We start from the raw sequence: 20136 nt of genomic DNA, 5'->3' as shown, positions 1-20136 counted from the left end.
TAGCTAACTCCGTGTCAACTAGGGTAAACTAAAGGCAAAATGGTTAGTAAATGGTTAGTAAATAGGGTTTATTGGAATGCCCTAAGTACCGGAAACACCGTTATTCGCTGTATGCTTCCATAGGAAGGCAAGAGCAGACGAAGTTTCTATCGCCAAATGCTGCGTCGATGCGACTGACGCTGACCCAGAATTTATTATCGCGTGTCCACGGCGCCGGATATGCGGCTTGTTCTCTGGTATATGGATGTGTCCAGTCACCGGATATTAAGCTTTCGGCGGTGTGAGGGGCATTTTTCAAGAGGTTGTCTTGAATATCCATTTTCCCAGATTCAATTTCGGCAATTTCTTGGCGAATGGAAATTAATGCATCACAGAAACGGTCGATTTCTTCTTTTGATTCGCTTTCGGTTGGTTCTACCATGATGGTACCAGCAACAGGCCATGATACGGTGGGTGCATGGAAACCGTAGTCCATTAAGCGTTTAGCTAGGTCATCAATGTCGATGTTGGCGGATTTTTTCAACGCGCGCAAATCTAAGATACACTCGTGGGCGACATAACCGTTACTACCTTTATAAAGTACTGGGTAGTGGTTTTCTAACCGTTTGGCGATGTAGTTGGCGTTGAGAATTGCAATTTTGGTAGCTTCGGTTAAACCTTTGGCGCCCATCATTACAATATACATCCAAGAAATTACTAAGATGCTGGCACTACCCCAAGGTGCAGCAGAAACGGCGCCTATTTTGGAGTGATGAGAAGAGAGTGCTGAGTGCTGAGTGGGGTTAGAAATATCTACAATAGCGTGTCCTGGGAGGAAGGGGACTAGGTGTGAGGCAACACCGATAGGACCCATACCAGGGCCACCACCACCGTGAGGTATGCAGAAGGTTTTGTGTAGGTTTAAGTGGCAAACGTCGGCGCCTATATCTCCAGGACGGCAAAGTCCGACTTGAGCATTCATGTTGGCGCCGTCCATATATACCTGTCCACCATGAGAATGAACGATGCCACAAATATCTTTGATAGCTTCCTCAAATACACCGTGGGTAGATGGGTATGTCACCATCAAGGCAGAAAGGTTATTGCTATGCTTTTCGGCTTTTGCTTTGAGGTCGGCAACATCAATATTACCATCTTTATCGCACGCAACACCTACTACTTTCATTCCACACATTACTGCACTTGCTGGGTTAGTTCCATGTGCAGACTCTGGAATTAAACAAATATTACGATGACCTTCGTTGCGTGATTCGTGATACTGACGAATTACTAAAAGTCCCGCATATTCACCTTGTGAACCTGCGTTTGGTTGCAGAGATATTCCAGCAAAACCAGTAATTTCAGCTAACCACTCTTCAAGCTGTTCAAATAAAATTTGATACCCGCGCGTTTGTGATTTTGGTGCAAATGGGTGAATATTACCAAATTCTGCCCAAGTTACAGGTATCATTTCCGCTGTCGCGTTTAGCTTCATCGTACATGAACCTAAAGGAATCATCGATGTTGTTAATGATAAATCTTTGGTTTCAAGTTTATGAATATAACGCAGTAACTCAGTTTCGGAGTGATAGCGGTTGAAGACTGGGTGGGTTAGGTAGGGAGTACGATTTTGGATTTTGGATTTTGGATTTTGGATTTCTAGAGAGGGGGTGGTGGGAGAACCTCCGAAAATTTGTAGTAAATCTATTAAATCAGCTTCGGTGGTTGTTTCGTCGAGGGAAATACCTACTGCTGTATCGTCATAGATTCTCAAGTTGATTTTTTTGGCTTCGCTTCTATTTAAAATATCTTCTAACTTTTGGTTTCCTAGTTCAACCTTTAATGTGTCGAAGACATCGAGAGAAACTATTTTATAGCCTAATTGCTTGAGTGCTTGAGCTAATGTTAAGGTTTTTTGATGGATATCTAAGGCAATTTGTCTTAATCCATCGGCGCCATGATACACAGCATACATCCCAGCAATAACAGCTAGTAATACTTGTGCTGTACAAATATTACTAGTAGCTTTATCACGACGGATGTGCTGTTCGCGTGTTTGTAGTGCTAAACGTAACGCTGTATTACCACGAGCATCTTTCGATACTCCAACAATTCTACCTGGGACTTGCCGTTTATATTCTTCTTTAGTAGCAAAATATGCTGCGTGTGGACCACCATAGCCAAGGGGAACTCCGAAACGTTGGGTACTACCAACAACGATATCGGCGCCAAATTCTCCTGGAGGTGTTAGTAAACACAAGCTCATAATATCAGCAGCAACCGTAACGAGGGCGCCTGTTTTATGTGCTTGTTCACAGAAGGTGCTGTAATCGTAAATTGTGCCGTCGGTAGCGGGGTATTGTAAAACGGCGCCGAATATAGCTTGCTCGAAATCAAAAGTACGATGGTCTCCAATAAGAATTTCGATACCCAAGGGTCTGGCACGTGTCTGTAACACGTCGATTGTTTGGGGATGGCAATCTTGAGACACAAAGAAAGTATTTGCCTTGTTTTTACAAATACCGTAACTCATAGTCATTGCTTCGGCAGCAGCAGTACCCTCATCGAGTAGCGAAGCATTGGCAATTTCCAAACCAGTGAGGTCGATAATCATTGTTTGGAAATTTAATAGTGCTTCGAGGCGCCCTTGAGCAATTTCAGGCTGGTAAGGAGTATAAGCTGTATACCAACCAGGATTTTCGAGAATATTACGTAAAATTACAGGAGGAGTAATGCAATTAGAATACCCCATACCGATATACGAACGGTAAACCTGATTGTGCAAAGCTATTTCCTTCAACTGAGCTAAAGCAGCGTATTCACTCTTAGCTTCTGAAAGATTAAGCTCCCTTTTAAGTTGAATTGCCTGCGGCACACTTTTATCAATCAGTTCATTTAGACTAGAAAGTCCCATAACTTCCAGCATATGACGAACCTGACCATCAGACGGTCCAATGTGTCGAACTTGAAAATTGTTCGATTGACTCTTTTTTCCCAGCGGTAGATTAGTTGATTTAGGCTGTGGAGCGGAAATTACCACAATATGGTCTCCAGACGTGACTATTTAATATTTTGCAACATCTGTATTTGTAACGTCATATTTTTTTTAGTTAGGAGTTAGGAGTTAGGAATTAGGAGTTGGGAGTAATCAACAAATACTTATTAATTCCTCACTCCTCACTCCTCACTCCTAACTCCCTATTCTCCTTCGACTTGGGCGCGATATTCGTCTGCTGTCATTGCGTCTTCAACTTCGCTTTCGTCCTGGACACGAATTTTTAACAGCCAACTTTCTCCATAAGGGTCATCGCCTATTTGCTCCGGCGCCTCAATTAAGGCATCATTACGTTCGAGGACGGTACCAGTAATAGGTGCATTTAGGTCTTCAACGGCTTTTACAGACTCAACAGTACCAAAGCTGTCACCTTTAGTAACAGTTTCTCCAACGTCTGGCAATTCCAAAAATACAATGTCCCCTAACTGGTCAACAGCAAATGCTGTAATACCAACAGTGGCAATATCTCCATCTAGCCTCACATACTCATGAGTATCTAGGTATCTCAAATTGTCGGGGTATTCAAAGCCCATATCAAATCCTCTAAGTATAGTTAGGAATTAGGAGTTAGGAGTTAGGAGTTGGAAATTTAATTCCTCACTCCTCACTCCTCACTCCTAACTAATTACTAATTAGTCAATCGTGATTTTGAACGATAAAAGGGACGTTTGACAACAACTGCGGGATAAGTTTTACCACGAATATCTACATTTAGGGTTTGACCGATTGAAGATAATTCAGTGGGAACGTATGCTAAAGCAATGGGATAACCAAGTGTGGGTGATAAAGTACCGCTTGTAATTTCCCCAACTATTTTACCTTCGGATAATACTTGGTAAGCATGACGCGCAATATTACGTCCCTGCATTTGTAACCCTACCAGGCGCCGTTTTACACCTTCTGCTTTTTGTTGTTCCAATACCGAACGTCCAATAAAGTCACCTTTTGTATCTAAATGAACTAACCAACCTAACCCAGCTTCTAAGGGTGTAGTTGTATCATCTATATCTTGTCCATACAGTGCCATTGCCGCTTCAAGACGTAGGGTATCACGGGCGCCAAGTCCACAAGGAGCGGCGCCAGCTTGAATTAAATTTTGCCATAATTGGGTGCCGGCATCAGGGTCGAGCATAATTTCAAACCCATCTTCACCCGTATAACCAGTTCGGGCAATAAAAGCGGGTTGGTCTAGGATATTAGCTTCAATATGTCCAAAAGCTTTAATAGGGGAAAGGTCTTGGTTTACAAAGGGTTGTAGTAAAGCAACACTCGATGGGCCCTGAAGCGCAATTAGAATTTTTTGAGACGATACGTCTTGGAACTTTATTTGATTAGTATCAAGATTGTTTAGTAACCATTCTTTATCTTTAGCACAGGTAGCAGCGTTGACAATTAACACACCTCGTTGTTCCCCCGTACTAGTTTCACCTTGGTAGTAAAAAATAATGTCATCGATGATACCACCTTGAGGATTCAACAATACACTATACTGCGCTTGACCAGATTGGAGACGGATGAAATCAGAAGGCGCCAGTTTTTGTAGCTGTGAGACTAAATCTTTACCTTCGAGAGTAAACTTACCCATATGGGATATATCAAAAATGCCCGCCTTATTTCTAACCGCTTCATGTTCAGCAGTAATACCGCTAAACTGTAAAGGCATATCCCAACCACCAAAACCAGTAAACCTAGCTTTGAGTTCCTGGGCAAAAGCATACAACGGAGTACGCGCGAGAATTTCGAGGTCTTCTTTCGGATTAGCCACGGGTAATTTTACTTATAGTAGGTCAATATCTCTTATCCTAATGTCCTCTGTCATGCACAGGTAGAAGCATCTTTAAGTAGTACATTTGGACGGGCAAGGATGCCCATCCCACAAGACAAACCTTCTGTGTCATGCTGAGGTACGAAGCATCTTAGAGTGTCATGCTGAGGTACGAAGCATCTTAGATTGTCATGCTGAGGTACGAAGCATCTTAGAGGGTCTTCTGCGTTCCTAGCTTTAATTTCACCTCGTAAGTTAAATATAAAGCGTGTTTCGCATGATGCATCTAAGGGAGATACAAACAAGTGTTGTTCTGATAGAGTAGGCCAATTACCTTTTTGTTCTGCACCATATCCTGTTTTAGATAAAGGATTAGGGGCAGGATAACAAGCAACTATATTGTTGTAAGAAACAGTTTCTATTGCCGTGCAATGGTCTTAAGGTTTAACATGTTCAATATGGCAATAACAATGCTTGCTCGAAGCCACGAAACTGAGTCAGGGTAAGATTTTTGAGTTGCATATCTACATTATTGCGTGGAGGCGCCCGCTGATTGCTGCTTCTATTAAAGCAGTACGACGTTCATAAAGCAATTTAATTTTACTATTAATGGTGTTTATTAATTCATCCAACTTTGAAGTTATGAATTCAACATGTAGTTGCTTGGTATTAGCTGTTGAGATATAAGTAAAATTATTATGTTTTGAGTGAGATTGAAGATAGACTCTTGTATCATTATTGACAGTATAATTAATGACGCGGCGCCTTTCTATTAGGATTTCTAGGATTTTTTTTTAGCTACTATTAACGCATTAAGTTTGTCTGTTTCGCAATCAAGATAATTAGCAATGTTGTTTTATAAAGCAATTGAAAGCAACCAAAGCTCAAAGTTTTGTAAATCATAAGTTGCCAATTCTTAAAATGTTGTACCTTTTTCTAGCACTAGAAGTTCTTGCTTTCTTGCTAGTAGTTGATAATAAAAATAATCAGTATTAATATCTTTTGATTTAGGTACAAGTGCTTTGCAGCTTTGATTTGTACAAAGTTCGACACCAGCTAATGCTACATTTCCAATGTTTGCGCGAGATGTTAATATAATACTGCCGACTTGTGCAAGTTTAGCTGCACAGTTATCAAAAGCTTGTTGCGTTATTTTACGCTTTGTGTTGAAGATAAATTTTCCTTTTGCAGTTTTAATATCTTCTGGTGTAGCCCAATAAATATTACCGTTCCAATATGAAATTTTAAAAGTAGATGGCGTTACACCATTTCATCTTTTTCGGCGCCTACAGCAGGTTGAAGCTGTACTAGCCCCATACTATGTAGATAAAATGTACTGAATTGCTCTAATTCTACAGGAACTGACGAAGTAATTACCTCTAGAAACTCACGGTTTTCGATTACTGTAAGTTCCCGGTCATGATGAAAACATTTATGAAGTTTTCATGAAGAAAGTTTATTGGCGTAAAAACTGGTAAGCGTCTGGGAACACTAGCTTTAAGAAGCAAAAACAAACTTTCACTATAATATAAGTATAATGATAACTATAAGCTTAGACCCTGTGATTCCCGGATATAAAATTAGCTCTCAACTGTATGCAGGCTCCAGAACTAGAGTGTATCGAGCTATCCGAGAGCAAGACACACTTGCTGTAGTTATTAAACTGCTGGCATCTGAATACCCAAGCTTCAACGAATTACTGCAATTTCGCAATCAATATACCATTAGCAAAAATCTCAACCTGGACGGTATTGTTCGTCCTTTATTATTAGAAGCTTATAGGAACGGTTATATTTTGGTGATGGAAGATAAGGGAGAAATCTCTTTACGAGAGTACATAAAAACTACTACCCTCTCACTGGTCGAATTTTTGGCGACTGCTATTCAATTAACGAATATTCTCCACGATTTACACCAAAACCGTGTTATCCACAAAGACATCAAACCCGCAAATATCCTGATTCATCCCCAAACAAAACAAGTTAAACTGATAGATTTTAGTATTGCTTCTCTGTTGCCCAAAGAAACTCAAGAAATTAAAAGTCCTAATATTTTAGAAGGAACCCTCGCTTATATTTCACCTGAACAAACAGGTAGGATGAACCGAGGGATAGACTACCGCAGCGATTTTTATTCTTTGGGAGTAACATTTTATGAATTATTAACAGGAGAATTACCATTTACATCGAATGACCCTATGGAATTAGTACATTCTCATATTGCTATAATGCCTTCAGGGTTGGGGAATGGGGAAAAGACTCCAGAAGTACTTTCAGATATTGTGATGAAGTTAATGGCAAAAAACGCCGAAGATAGATATCAGAGTGCTTTAGGATTGAAATATGACTTAGAGAATTGTCTATATCAACTAAAAGAAACTGGCAAAATTATATATTTTGAAATTGCCCAGAGAGATGTACGCGACCGCTTTCTCATCCCCGAAAAACTTTATGGGCGAGAAAAAAAAGTTGCAACCTTGCTAGAAGCTTTTGAGCGCGTTGCTAATGGCACATCTGATACTTTATGTTATGCCCGAAGGGCTGAAATGATGCTGGTGGCGGGATTTTCTGGAATTGGGAAAACGGCGGTAGTTAATGAAGTCCACAAACCAATTACCCGTCAGCAGGGATATTTTATCAAAGGCAAATTTGACCAGTTTAATCGCAACATTCCTTTATCCGCTTTTGTGCAAGCCTTTCGTGACTTGATGGGACAACTGCTGAGTGAAAGCGACGCCCAACTAGCAACATGGCGAACCAAAATTATCGCCGCAGTTGGCGTTCAGGGGCAAGTGATTGTGGAGGTGATACCTGAACTAGAGCGAATTATTGGACAACAACCACTAGTCCCCGAACTCTCTGGAAGTGCAGCACAAAATCGCTTCAACTTACTATTTCAAAAATTCATCCAAGTGTTTACCACAAAAGAACATCCCCTGGTGATGTTCCTAGATGACTTGCAATGGGCAGATTCAGCTTCCCTTAATTTGCTGCAATTATTGATGGGTGAAGCTGGTTGTGGATACTTGCTAAATCTGGGAGCCTATCGAGACAATGAAGTGTTTCCAGCACATCCCTTAATGCTGACATTGGAACATATCCAGAAAGCAGGAGCGGTAGTCAATACCATTACCCTGGAACCTTTGGGGGAAATTACGGTAAATCAGTTGCTGGCAGATACCTTGAATTGTACCGAGGAACTAGCTCAACCTTTAACACGGTTGGTGTATCAAAAAACCAAAGGGAATCCCTTTTTTACCACCCAGTTTCTCAAAGCTTTACACGAGGATGGTTGGATTAAATTCCAGTTTGACCTAGGGTACTGGCAATGCGATATGGCGGCAGTGCGACAGTTAGCATTGACCGATGATGTGGTGGAGTTTATGGCATTGCAGTTACAGAAACTGTCGGTGGAGACGCAGGCAGTTTTGAAGTTAGCGGCTTGTATTGGCAACCAATTTGATTTGAATACTCTGGCTATCATTTCCGAACAATCTGCTGTTGATGCGGCAAGCAACCTTTGGAAAGCCTTACAAGAAGGGCTGATTCTGCCAGAAAGTCAAGTGTACAAATTTTATCTTAATCATGATGAGGCAGATGCAAATACTAACAAAATTGAAAATTTAGCCTATCGGTTTTTGCACGACCGCGTCCAACAAGCCGCCTATTCTCTGATTGCTGATAACCAAAAACAGGCAACTCATCTTAAAATCGGTCAACTCTTACTCAAGAAAATACCTGCAACAGAGCGAGATAAAAAAATCTTTGATATTGTTAATCAATTAAATTACGGCGTTCAAATAATTACGGAACTGGCGGAACAGGAAGAACTTGCTTGGTTAAATTTATCTGCTGGCTCTAAAGCGAGAGCCTCGACTGCTTACACGGCTGCAACCGAATATGCAACCTTTGGAATTAAATTATTAAAAGTAGATTGTTGGCGCCAGTATCAGTTGGCATTAGAATTGCACAATCTAGGAGCAGAAGCTGCTTATTTAGCTGGCAATTTTGAATTGATGGCGGAATTTATTCAAAAAGTTTTAGATTGCGTTAGCGATCCATTGGATAAAATCAAAGTGCATGAAGTGCAAATTCAAGCCTATGGCGCCCAAAATAAGGCAAAAGAAGCGGTTCAACTTGGAAAAGAAATTCTGAAGTTATTAGGGGTTGAATTCCCTGAAAATATTAGCAGTTCTGACATACAGGCAGAACTTAATCAAATTGCGTCTCTGCTTGCGGATAAGCCAATTGAAGATTTAATTAATCTGCCTCTGATGACGGATAAAAAATGTTTGGCAGCAATGAGAATTTTATCCAACATTACGACTCTTGCCTATCAAGCAGCTCCGGACTTATACCCTCTCGTGCCATTAAAGCAAGTGAGTCTGTCTCTTCAATACGGTAATTCTCCCCAGTCAGCTTTTGGTTACGTAGGTTATGGTATTATCCTATGCGGATTAGTTGAAGATATTGAGTCTGGCTATCGATTTGGTCAATTATCGATTGAGCTTTTAAGTCACTTTGATACCAAAGAAGTGACTTCAAAAGTGATGAACGGATTTAATTGTCTCGTTAGGCATTGGAAGGAACATACTCGAGAAACCGTACAATCTCTCTGGGAAGGTTATTCAATTGGGTTAGAAACAGGAGATTTAGAATTTGCGGGGATTAACATCCGTTATTACAATACTCATTTATATTTCCTCGGTCAAGAGCTTAATACCTTAGCCGAAGAGATGCGAACATATACCCAGGCACTCCAGCTTCTTAAGCAAGAAAGGATTGCTCACCACAATGAAATTCAAAGGCAAAGAATTCTAAATTTATTGGGAGAGGTTGATGATGTTTGTTGTTTGAAAGGTGAAGCTTACGATGAAGAGGTCATGCTCCCCATCAGTATTGAAAGCAATGATATGTTTGCACTACTGGAATTTTATTTTACTAAGTTTCAACTCAGCTATCTGTTTGGCAAGTACGAGCTAGCTCGGGGATACGCTGCCCAATTAGAGCAGTATGCTCCCGGTGGTCTGGCAATGGTTATTTCTCGGCAATGCAATTTTTACATGTCTCTGGCAAACCTTGGAATCTTTTTAGAAGTCGATCAAGATACACAAACACAGCTTCTCAAACAAGTCATAGATAACCAAGAAAAAATGCAACTATGGGCAAACCATTGCCCAATAAATGTTTTACACCAATATTATTTAGTAGAAGCGGAAAAATACCGGGTTTTAAATAAGAATTATGAAGCAGGAGATTTGTACGACCACGCCATAGCCAAAGCCAAGGAAAACAGCTACATCCTTGAAGAAGCCCTAGCTTCGGAACTTGCTGCCAAATTCTACCTCAACTTGGGCAAGGAAAAAATTGCCGCAGGCTACATGCAAGAAGCTTACTACTGCTACGCCCGTTGGGGAGCTAAAGCCAAAACTGATGATTTAGAACAGCACTACCCCCATTTACTTCGCCCGATTCTCCAGCCAGTTACGCAGCAGAGCCTGAATTCTCTGGAGACTTTGGCCTCAATTGCCAATATATCAATTCATGGTTCTACAAAAACCAGTCGTTCTTCCAGTACGAGCATTAATACCATTCTCGATTTTACGACTATTATCAAAGCCTCTCAAAGCCTGTCTAGTACTATTCAATTAGATAAACTCATCCATCAACTCACCCAGATTCTTTTGCAACACTCAGGAGGAAATCGCTGTGTTTTAATTATGCCCAACCAGGTAGGCGAGTTGCAAATTGTAGCTAATGCGACACCAAATATCGTAGAACTGCGTTCTGAACCACTTAAAGGTAGTAATAAATTGCCTGTCAAGCTGATACAGTATGTCAAAAACACTCAAAAAGTGGTAATGATTGACGATCTTAAAACCGATCTGCCTATCATTGATGATTATTTAATTCAGCGCCGACCAAAGAGCGTGTTGTGTTTGCCAATTCTCAATCAGGGTCAGTTAATTGGGATTCTATATTTGAAGAATCTCACAACCAGTGGAGTGTTTACTAGTGATCGCATCCTGAGTCTGAACTTCCTCTGCACTCAAGCGGCGATTTCCTTAGAAAATGCTCGACTTTATCAACAAGCTCAAACCTATGCCCAGCAACTTGAACAATCGCAACTCCAGATTATCCAAAGTGAAAAAATGGCATCTTTGGGCAACTTGGTAGCAGGTGTTGCCCATGAAATCAACAACCCCATTGGCTTCCTCAATGGCAGCATCAACAATGCTAAAGAATATGTTCAAGATTTACTCGACTATCTCACACTGTATCAGCAATATCATCCTGATGCAGCGGCGCCTGTTCAAGACAAGGCAGAGGAAATTGACCTAGAATTTCTCAGTGAGGACTTGCTAAGGTTACTAGATTCTATGGAAGGCGCGACCGAGCGCATTAAAGGCATCAGCACCAGTTTGCGTACCTTCTCCCGTGCTGATACTGAAAATAAAGTCAGTACTAATATCCATGATGGAATTGATAGTACCTTGCTAATCCTTAAATATCGACTTAAAGCCAATGATTTTCGCCCTGCCATTCAAGTAACTCAAGACTATGGTCAGCTATCACTCATTAAATGCTTTCCTGGGCAGTTAAACCAAGTGTTTATGAATATTTTAGCCAATGCTATTGATATGTTTGATGAGATGGCAAAAACTCAACCCCCTCAAGAAATCACTGCCTGTCCGCAACAAATTACAATTCACACCGCGATGGTTGAGAACCAAGTTCAAATTCGTATCCGGGATAATGGTAAGGGCATGACCGAAGATGTTAAAGCGAGAATTTTTGACCATTTATTTACAACTAAACCTGTAGGAAAAGGTACGGGATTGGGATTGGCCATCGCCCAACAAATTGTGGTGGAAAAACATGGTGGTCGCTTAAACGTGCAATCTGAGGTGGGTAGAGGGACTGAGTTCTTGATACAGCTTCCTATTTAGTTCAAAATTACTTAAACATTTTTAGGCAGAAACAAGCTTTAAAGCCATTCAGGATAAGGAAAATAGACTTATTTACAAGTAATAAATTGTTTCATCAAGATGAGGCAATTTATTTTTTGGCTATTTATTGAAACCAAGATAGATCAAATCGGCAAATCAATATAAAGTTTGTGATGATTAATTGTAAAAAACATATATAATCTCATTGTTTACACTATTGCTCAAAAAGAGTTTATATTCAATTTTTAAGTGTTAATACTCTTTTTAAAAATATTGTTTTTCAAATATTATGTTTGTAGAAAAAATTTAGTTTTCTATTATCAAATTTTTAAAACAACTCCAGTACAAGTTACAGCCAAAAAATCAAAGGAGCTACAATAATGATGTTGTTATCAATAGAAAATATTGAAGATACACTGCGGTCAAAATTTTGCAAGCAAGTAGTCGATAAAGGAATTAATGATGCAGCTAAGTTTTTGCAGCGATGGTTATATCTTTCTAGCCAAGTAACACGATTGCATGGAGCCGCATTAGCTCGTATAAGTATTCCAGACATTCAGTATTTATTAGCAGAAATTGCTTACGGTGAGTGTGGGTCTGGAAATAAAGACAAAATTCACAGCAAATTACTGACTAACTTAATTAATAAATCTCCTTTTTCTTGCTTCATTAATCAAGGATTAGATAGATATTTTATACAGTTATTTGAAGAAACAGTCCTTGAATTATCCCAGATGAGTCAGGATGAAGCTATTGGGTTTATTGTCGGATTGGAAGCTCCTGCTTACCAGATTTTACAACTGCTAAGACAAGCTTTAGTAGATGTTGACATTTCTGAAATAGACGTTATAATGTCTGATTATTTTGTGATTCATGATGCTGTAGAAAAAGAACATCAAGAATCAGGTCATCAAGCTATGGAAATTATTATGGATAGTGGATTTGACTTAAGTAAAATTCGTAAGGGCGGAGACCAAGCAATTAATTTTTTAATTAAGATGGTAGGTGATGCTTAGTAGCTCCATCATCAACAGGATAAATCTGACTCATGACACTCGATTTTTGGGCAAAGACAAACGGTACTTGGATAAACGCCATTAGTGTTATTTTGGGTACTACTGCTGGTATGCTCTTGAAACACCACCTTCCCTTAAGAATGCAACGCATCATTACCCAAGGAGTAGCGTTGATTACCCTGTTTATCGGGTTCCACATGGCTGGTAGTCTGTTGCAAATCAAAAACAGTCGAGTTGATGGGGTAGTGTTAGGGCTACTAGCCATCATCATCGGCGGACTTTTGGGCGAATGGTGGCAACTAGAAGATAGACTTTATAGTGTAGGAGAGTTTTTGAAAGCGTGCTTTCAAAAAAGTGGCTCTTTTACAGAGGGGTTTGTTGCTGGTAGTTTACTGTTTTGTGTCGGACCAATGACTTTGATCGGTAGCCTCAACAACGGTTTAACTGGTAATAACACTTTGCTAGTGTTGAAAGCTGCAATGGATGGTATGACTTCCATCGCTCTTAGCAGTAGCTTTGGCATCGGAGTTGGATTTTCATCTTTAGTAATTGTGATTTACCAAGGCGGTGTCTCACTCTTAGCTGGATTTTTAGTTCAATCTCTACCAGACCCAACTCACAATCCTCACTTATTGATGACCGCTGGTGTGGGTGGTTTAACAATTGTAGGGCTGGGATGTAACTTATTAGAAGTGTCCCGGATTAGAGTAGCCTCTTTTCTACCAGCCTTGGTCATCGCACCACTTCTCTATTTTTTTATGGCGATACCAAAATAATCCCCCTTTTTGCTGCTCCTAATTATTTCAATTTCTTAATAAATTGAGCTAGAGAATTGATATTAAACAAGAAAGTTCTCTTCAAGAGCAAGCTAGTAACTTTAACAGGTGAGTAAAATGTTTGGATGAAATGCTACTATTTCCTCTGCGCCTTGGCGCCTTCTGCAATGCAATTAGATGGCTCTCGTTGCCCCCAGTTTGCGACATCGGGTAAACTTGTTTGGAGCAGAGTTTCTGCTTTCTCGCTGTAAACAAAAGCACTCAATTATGTTTACTCGGTTCGTTTTGTTTATTTTAGTCGCGCTTGGCGGAGCAGGGCTTGCCATCCAGATGGCTTGGAACGCACGTCTACGAGCATCAATCGGCTCTCCGGTTCTCACTACAATTGTATCAGTGTTCGTAACTCTCCTTTCATTAACTTTAGTGTGGGTTAGCGGCGCCACACCTCGTGGCTCTATCCCAGCGTTTAACTCTCTTCCCCAATGGGCTTGGTTTGGTGGGATATTTGCTGCTTACTATCTTGTCGCGTCTCTAATCGCAATCCCTAAATTAGGCACTGCAGTAGTTTTTTCTTTAGTGATTGCTGGACAGATGGTTGCAGCGCTCATTCTCGATTCTACTGGTGCGTTTGGTGTCGCCCAAATTTCCCTTAGCCTATATCGTATTTTAGGAACGGTTTTATTGCTAATTGGTGTAATTCTTATTCAAAAACATTAAACCCATTTGCAGTATAAATTAGCTGAAGCGATAAGAAAAGATGCAACCTGATGAGAAAGAATATATGTAAGAACGATTTCACAAAGCCACTAATTAATTAGTTCATCCAGCACGGTACTCGTAGGCGCCTATATCATTACCTTGAGAACGAGTAACACCATCTTTATCTTTGTTTGCGTAGGCGCCTATTCCAAGAAAACCTGCATTAATAGCTGGTGAAGAGGCTAATAAATGAAAGTCATTCCCCGAAAGATTGACGAATTGAGCATCTCCAGTAATGTTGTTATTACTTTGTAAGTTCGTCAATGTTCCCTGAGTTTGGTAGAGTTCTTTAAAGCCATTGGTGAATAAGTTATTGCTTAGGGTAACGTTGTCTGTATCACCAATAAATCCATTACGGTAGGTGCTGTTAGCGAAAATATTGTTGCGGATTGTAATATTACTCGCTTTCTTACCACCATAATTGTCTATGCCAGCAATATTAAAGGCTTGAACGTTGTTTACAAAAGTATTGTGCAGAATTTCAACATCACGCACATTTGAGTTAATGGTAATTCCGCTGCCACCATTAACACCTAGTTTTCCATTACCATAAACTACGTTATTGTAAACGCGGATATCATATACATCTCCTTGTCCTGGAACTTCGTCTGCAATTGCAATTGCGTCTGCGGTGTTTGCATAAACAGTATTGTTGTAGACGCTAATATTGAACATCGTGGCACGGTTGCCATCAAGGTAAATCCCTGGTCCACCGTTGTAACCTTGGGGTGTTCCAGATACTAGAGCTTGAGCAGTGACAGTGTTACCGTGAACTGAGCCGTTGCGAGAACCAACTTTGATGTCAATACCTTCTCTTTTTCCTTCTTTCACAGTGTTATTGGCAACTTCAAATCCATTTACACCCCAAACACTCAAAGATTCTTGAGTACCTTGGTCATTGCTTGTTTTCCAATTCCAGTTAGCTCGCTCTATAGTGTTGTTGAGAATCTTAATGTTAGAGTTAGTAACTTCAGCTTCACCTCCATCGTAGTAAGTATCAGGGAGAACGATAATTCCTGATGCGCCTGTCTGGTAAGTGTAATTGTTTTGCACAATCATATTGTTGGCATCGCGCAGTGAAATTCCAGCCCAAGAAGTATTTTCAATCCGAAATCCATCAATAGTCCAATAGCCTTTACCTGCCGATTGAATTACACCTTCTCTAAAACCACCTTGGTTTGGGTCTGGGTCGCGTAAAGTAACGGCGCCCGACGCTTTGAGTGTAATATTGCCAAGAGTAGAATTACCTGATTTACCAAGAGTAATTAACTCTGTGTAAACACCTGACTCTACTTGGATTGTGTCACCAGCTTTGATGGGAGAGTCCGATGATGTCGCATGATTGATACTTCTCCAAGGACTATTCAAAGTACCAGAATTAGTGTCTAAACCGTTTGTTGCAACGTAGTAAGTCATTCCTGAAGAAGCAGAAGTCGCTAACGGATTCATTGCGTCAGGGGATGTTACTGAAACTCTTGTTGCTTGTGTCATAGGGTATAATCTAACTCACGTGTGTTGTCTTTAGGCGCCAGTTTCGTGCAGGAGTGAGAAATAGTGAGCAGACTGGTGCGCCTAAAAATAAAGGCATTGGGGCAATTAGCAAGCGTATTTTTCATCTCCAACGCTCACCATACAACGGTACGAATTATTACTAATGAAAATACCTTCCGTTTTTATTTTCAAGCCCGCTTATGACAGTTTGTAGATTGTAACCCTCACTCAGTTGGCGCCAAATTTTTTGATTGAGAATATAGATTCTGCAATTCCAATAAATTGAATAACCGAATGAACGTGGCGCCACTTTTTATCTATTACTATTAATAAAAAGCTTACAGGCGCCGTTGAGTTATATATTAGCTATAGCTTGTTCTCGTTCAAGTGGAATTTGAGCTTCAGTTGCGTTTAAGAACTGCGCTACTTGCTGCTCAATTTCTTGTTTAACAATTTGGCGATACTCGACAAAATGCTCAATTTGGGCACATACTGATAAATAACTACTTACACCTCCTGGATTGTAACGGTACATATTCCAAAGATTGGGCCAGAACTTCCATCGAGTTTTGCGAAGGATACCCTGTCGCCAACAAATAGTTAACAGGGCGCGAATTGTTACCCAATTTATCGGTTTTTTTGCTCGTTTACCTTTATCAGGATATGTTGCCTCTCCAAGAATTCGGTAGTGGCGATAAGCACGTTCGAGAAACTTAGTAGGGTCGTATAACTGCCAAAATGCTTCCACATATTCATGCCCAATGTCTTCTAAGGGACGGGTAGGCACAAAGTTCATCAAAGTGGTTTGGTTGATATTGGCAGACTTACTACGAAGTCTTCCTTCCTTCTCTAAGCGATGCCAAAGTGCTGTGTCGGGTAATGCTTGCAACATACTGAACAGTGCCGTGGGAATTGATGTTTGTTCCACAAATTGTACAATTCTCGCTCCTGCTCCTGCTTTTTCGCCATCGAAACCAATAATGAAACCCGCCATAACTCTTAAACCAGAACGAGCAATTGCGTTTACTGCTTCACTCAAGGAATCCCTGGTATTTTGGTGCTTTTGAGTTAACGTTAAACTAGCTTCATCTGGTGTCTCAATGCCCAGAAACACAGAGCCAAAATTGCATTGCACCATCAAATCCATCAATTCCTGGTCGTTTGCCAAATCTACTGAGGCTTCCGTAGCAAAGGAAAAAGGATACTGATAATTTACCATCCAAGGTTTTAATTCCTTAAGGAACAGTTTAACGTTGCGTTTATTACCAATAAAATTATCATCTACCATAAAAATACTACGCCGCCAACCTAACTCATAAAGGCGTTCTAGTTCCTTAATTAGTTGCTCCGGCGCCTTTGTACGGGGTTTACGACCGTAAAGGACAATGATATCACAGAACTCGCACTGAAAAGGACAACCGCGAGAAAACTGCACCGACATTTCTGCATAGGCATCAAATTCCAGCAGGTCAAATCGAGGAACTGGGGTGTGGGTTACATCTGGTCTTTCCCCATTAGCACGAAAAATTCCAGATTTTTCACCTCTTGCTAGCGCTTCTACAAATAAAGGTAAAGTAATTTCCCCTTCATCTAGAATCAAATAATCTGCCCCAACATCTGTCACTTCATGAGGTAACGCAGTTGCATAGGGACCACCCACCGCTACAGATTTTCCCCTGCGTTTAGCTTCCTTAATCTGGGCTAATAAATCATCTTTTTGCACAATCATCGCAGATAAAATCACTAAATCAGCCCAATCCCATTGTTCTCCAGTGACTTTGTTGACATTACGATCTACTAGCTTAAATTTCCATTCTTGGGGCAAAATTGCAGCCACAGTCACTAACCCCAAAGGTGGTAACATAGCTTTACGATCTAGCAAAGCTAGAGTTTTCTCAAAAGACCAGAAGCTTTTGGGAAAGCAAGGATACAGAAGTAAAACGTTCATTAGAACCTCTAAATAACTGCGCTTCCCTTTTGGGACATCGCTTATATCAAAAAACCTAGGTTAAATGCAAGAACCGGCACATCCCATATTTGGTGTTTCCTGTCAATCCCTAAATCCTAGACGTTATAAATATAACAGTATAAGGGATGAGGCGCCGAATATAATAAAAATCGGCTTTCTTTGTTGAAATTTGTAATAAAAATAACCATTTTGCCAAGAAACCCAGTTTCTTAACACTAATTACTGTCTATAAATATTAATAGCTTTCTTTCGGTATCTAGTTATTCAAAATAAACTAAGCTAACAATTGATCTACAGCAATATTAAACCCTATTAAAACCTTTTGTGTACAGGCTGTTTGACCATATGTAAACATTAAACCTTGATTTTCGGTGATTATCATTACCCATTTACTTTCAGGATAAACTAACCAAACTTCCTCTCCACCAGATTCTAAATACTCCTGCGCTTTCAATAAAACTTCTTCTGCTATATCTGTAGGTGAGACAATTTCGGCACATAAAGGAAAGCTTTGAGGCAAAGTCGGAACGTTTCCATATTTAGCCACAAGGTCAGGTGTAAGATAAGCTACATCAGGAGAGCGTCCTTGTTTTTTAGTACGGCAAGGCACATCTGTGTAAACTTCTCCCCCTTGTCCGCTAGACTCTTTATAATCTTGCCAGCAGCTACCAAGACGTAACTGAATTTTTCCGTGTCTTAACGTCATACCCTCTTTTTCTATAAGTTGACCATCTACCCATTCTGTTTTATCATGAGGATTGGTCATAAAATCCTCTAAAGAAAAATATTCAGGCTTGATAACAGTTATCATGGTGTAGGCTTCCTTATGTAATCACATAGCTTAATTATTAACTATATTATTGAGTATCAACAAGCAAAGCCTTATTTTGGAAGTAATGCATAAAATCACGGCGCCGAATAGTGATGTGGGTAGAGTTACATGTAACGTCTCTACGATGTACGGGTAATTAATCGAACATGATTATAACTAATCAAGCAATCCAAATGTGAACCATTGGTTCACATTATTGAAATAGCTAACATAAAGCTTGGCGCCTGCACTAGCAATTCCTATCTCGTATCTATGGTTTACAAAAAACAGTAAAAATACGGTTATACCATTTTTAAGTGAAGATGCACATTATTATTCTTAGCTCCCCCCTTATTAAGGCTACCGTGTACACACAAGTCTCTAAAAGTTACTTTTCTTCTCTTTACTTTGCGGTTAATTTTTTAACGAACCGCTAAGGACGCTGCATAAGCAAAGAGAAAGAATGTAAGGGTAATGAAAAGATGTGTGTACACCGTAGCCTTATTAAGGGGGCTGGGGGGATTTAATTAGTTGCAGCTTTATATTAAATTGGTATTAGAGTTCAAAGCTACAAATAGAGAGAATTAATATACAAGCTTTAGAGTGTCACTTTAGTCATGGTTAAAATCATGACTTTTGATACTTCCTGTTAAGGGCAGAAACTTTGAAAATTGTAACATAGCGTCAACAAAGCAGCAAATAGCATTTGCTGCTGTCAAAAAGGGTATCTTGACCGTCTCCACGATTGAAGAGGTAAGTATCAGCGCCTCCTCGACCATCTAAATAATCTGTTCCGACACCACCTTTAATAGTGTTGTTGAGATTTGTACCTTCCAAAGTTTGGGTAAGGTAAGTTATTCCGCTTCCACCTTCGCCTAATATATCGAGAATGCGGTAGCGTTGTGCTAATAGTTGCCCAGTTTGCAACAATTCCATGCAACTATTTACTTTCAACAGAGTTTTTTATTTACTATAGCTCCTCTCAATTGAATTTCGAAAATTCCCAAGTTCTCTGTGTCTCTGTGGTGAAATAAGCTATCAAGAAGTCGGTGCGTCAAAGCAGATGATTTTTCGTTTTATTCAAGATTGTAACCCCTTTGACGCACCCTACTCTTATTTCCCATGTCAACTTATAGCATTCCAAAGTTGCTGTTCATTCCAAGTTGCTCCATCACTAAATCTAATTCTCTCAACTCCTAAGTTGGGTCTAAGGGTATCAACTTGATTTTTGAGAATAACAGAGTCAGAGATACCACTACCAAAAGAAATCCTTAAATCATCACTTGTACCTAGGCGGGTAACAATAACATTAGTTGATGTTAAACCTGTACCTGAAAACACAAGTTGGTCTATGCTAACGTCGTTACTGTTATCGTAGAGAGTATCTTGACCATCTCCACGATTAAATAGGTAAGTATCGGCACCACCTCGACCATCAAGATAATCTGTTCCAAGACCACCTCTAATTATGTTGTTAAGATTTGTGCCTTCTAAGGTGTCATTAGAAGCGGCGCCCTGTGTTAAATAAGCATTCCAAAGTTGGTCTTCATTCCAAGTTACTCCATT

The 20136-nt window shown here is 40.1% G+C and carries 13 protein-coding genes and 1 pseudogene; 4 read left to right on the top strand and 10 right to left on the bottom strand.

Annotation, left to right across the window (positions count from 1 at the left end; genetic code table 11):
* Positions 1-100 precede the first annotated feature (100 nt).
* The 4 genes and pseudogenes from gcvP to DSM106972_RS55670 form a co-directional block, all read right to left on the bottom strand.
* Positions 101-3019 (bottom strand): aminomethyl-transferring glycine dehydrogenase, encoded by a 2919-nt coding sequence (gene gcvP / locus DSM106972_RS04650; protein WP_127079329.1) that lies wholly within the window; start codon positions 3017-3019, stop codon positions 101-103.
* Between the two features lie 158 nt (positions 3020-3177).
* Positions 3178-3567 carry a glycine cleavage system protein GcvH gene (gene gcvH / locus DSM106972_RS04645; RefSeq protein ID WP_127079327.1) on the bottom strand — a complete coding sequence of 130 codons (390 nt, stop codon included), beginning with the start codon at positions 3565-3567 and terminating at the stop codon, positions 3178-3180.
* A gap of 95 nt (positions 3568-3662) precedes the next feature.
* The gene (gene gcvT / locus DSM106972_RS04640; protein WP_127079325.1) at positions 3663-4799 is read right to left on the bottom strand and encodes a glycine cleavage system aminomethyltransferase GcvT; all 1137 of its coding nucleotides are present in this window, start codon (positions 4797-4799) and stop codon (positions 3663-3665) included.
* 916 nt (positions 4800-5715) lie between these two features.
* Positions 5716-6048, bottom strand: a pseudogene (locus tag DSM106972_RS55670) (restriction endonuclease subunit S); the annotation flags it as partial.
* Between the two features lie 288 nt (positions 6049-6336).
* On the opposite strand from DSM106972_RS55670, the gene DSM106972_RS04630 reads away from it, so the two are divergent.
* The 3 genes from DSM106972_RS04630 to DSM106972_RS04620 all read left to right on the top strand — a co-directional run bounded on the left by DSM106972_RS04630 (position 6337) and on the right by DSM106972_RS04620 (position 13540).
* A complete protein-coding gene (locus DSM106972_RS04630; RefSeq protein WP_127079323.1) occupies positions 6337-11748 on the top strand; it encodes an ATP-binding sensor histidine kinase in 5412 nt (1803 codons plus the stop codon).
* Between the two features lie 380 nt (positions 11749-12128).
* Positions 12129-12764, top strand: coding sequence for an iron-containing redox enzyme family protein (locus DSM106972_RS04625; protein ID WP_127079321.1), 636 nt, complete (start codon positions 12129-12131; stop codon positions 12762-12764).
* 32 nt (positions 12765-12796) lie between these two features.
* On the top strand, positions 12797-13540 hold the full coding sequence (locus DSM106972_RS04620) for a DUF554 domain-containing protein (protein ID WP_127079319.1): 744 nt from the start codon (positions 12797-12799) through the stop codon (positions 13538-13540).
* Positions 13541-13676: 136 nt separating this feature from the next.
* Here the strand turns inward: DSM106972_RS04620 and DSM106972_RS54765 are convergent, their stop codons facing one another.
* Entirely contained in the window at positions 13677-13805 is a 129-nt protein-coding gene (locus DSM106972_RS54765; protein ID WP_267901058.1) for a hypothetical protein, read from the bottom strand.
* A gap of 2 nt (positions 13806-13807) precedes the next feature.
* On the opposite strand from DSM106972_RS54765, the gene DSM106972_RS04615 reads away from it, so the two are divergent.
* Positions 13808-14257 (top strand): DMT family transporter, encoded by a 450-nt coding sequence (locus DSM106972_RS04615; protein WP_186538788.1) that lies wholly within the window; start codon positions 13808-13810, stop codon positions 14255-14257.
* Positions 14258-14359: 102 nt separating this feature from the next.
* Here DSM106972_RS04615 and DSM106972_RS04610 read toward each other — a convergent pair whose 3' ends face one another.
* The 5 genes from DSM106972_RS04610 to DSM106972_RS52460 form a co-directional block, all read right to left on the bottom strand.
* Complete coding sequence (locus tag DSM106972_RS04610) at positions 14360-15790, bottom strand: right-handed parallel beta-helix repeat-containing protein (protein ID WP_127079315.1); 1431 nt, start codon at positions 15788-15790, stop codon at positions 14360-14362.
* A gap of 355 nt (positions 15791-16145) precedes the next feature.
* Positions 16146-17738 carry a B12-binding domain-containing radical SAM protein gene (locus DSM106972_RS04605; RefSeq protein ID WP_127079313.1) on the bottom strand — a complete coding sequence of 531 codons (1593 nt, stop codon included), beginning with the start codon at positions 17736-17738 and terminating at the stop codon, positions 16146-16148.
* A gap of 295 nt (positions 17739-18033) precedes the next feature.
* Complete coding sequence (locus DSM106972_RS04600; protein WP_127079311.1) at positions 18034-18570, bottom strand: Uma2 family endonuclease; 537 nt, start codon at positions 18568-18570, stop codon at positions 18034-18036.
* Between the two features lie 684 nt (positions 18571-19254).
* The gene (locus DSM106972_RS04595; RefSeq protein ID WP_127079309.1) at positions 19255-19506 is read right to left on the bottom strand and encodes a hypothetical protein; all 252 of its coding nucleotides are present in this window, start codon (positions 19504-19506) and stop codon (positions 19255-19257) included.
* Positions 19507-19695: 189 nt separating this feature from the next.
* Positions 19696-20136 (bottom strand): calcium-binding protein (locus DSM106972_RS52460; RefSeq protein WP_325052147.1); only part of this gene is annotated, 441 nt, incomplete at its 5' end.

This window comes from Dulcicalothrix desertica PCC 7102 (assembly GCF_003991905.1).
Classification (GTDB): Bacteria; Cyanobacteriota; Cyanobacteriia; order Cyanobacteriales; family Nostocaceae; genus Dulcicalothrix; species Dulcicalothrix desertica.
The sequence above is the reverse complement of the archived record's forward strand: the minus strand, read 5'-3'. Positions and strand labels throughout refer to the sequence as shown.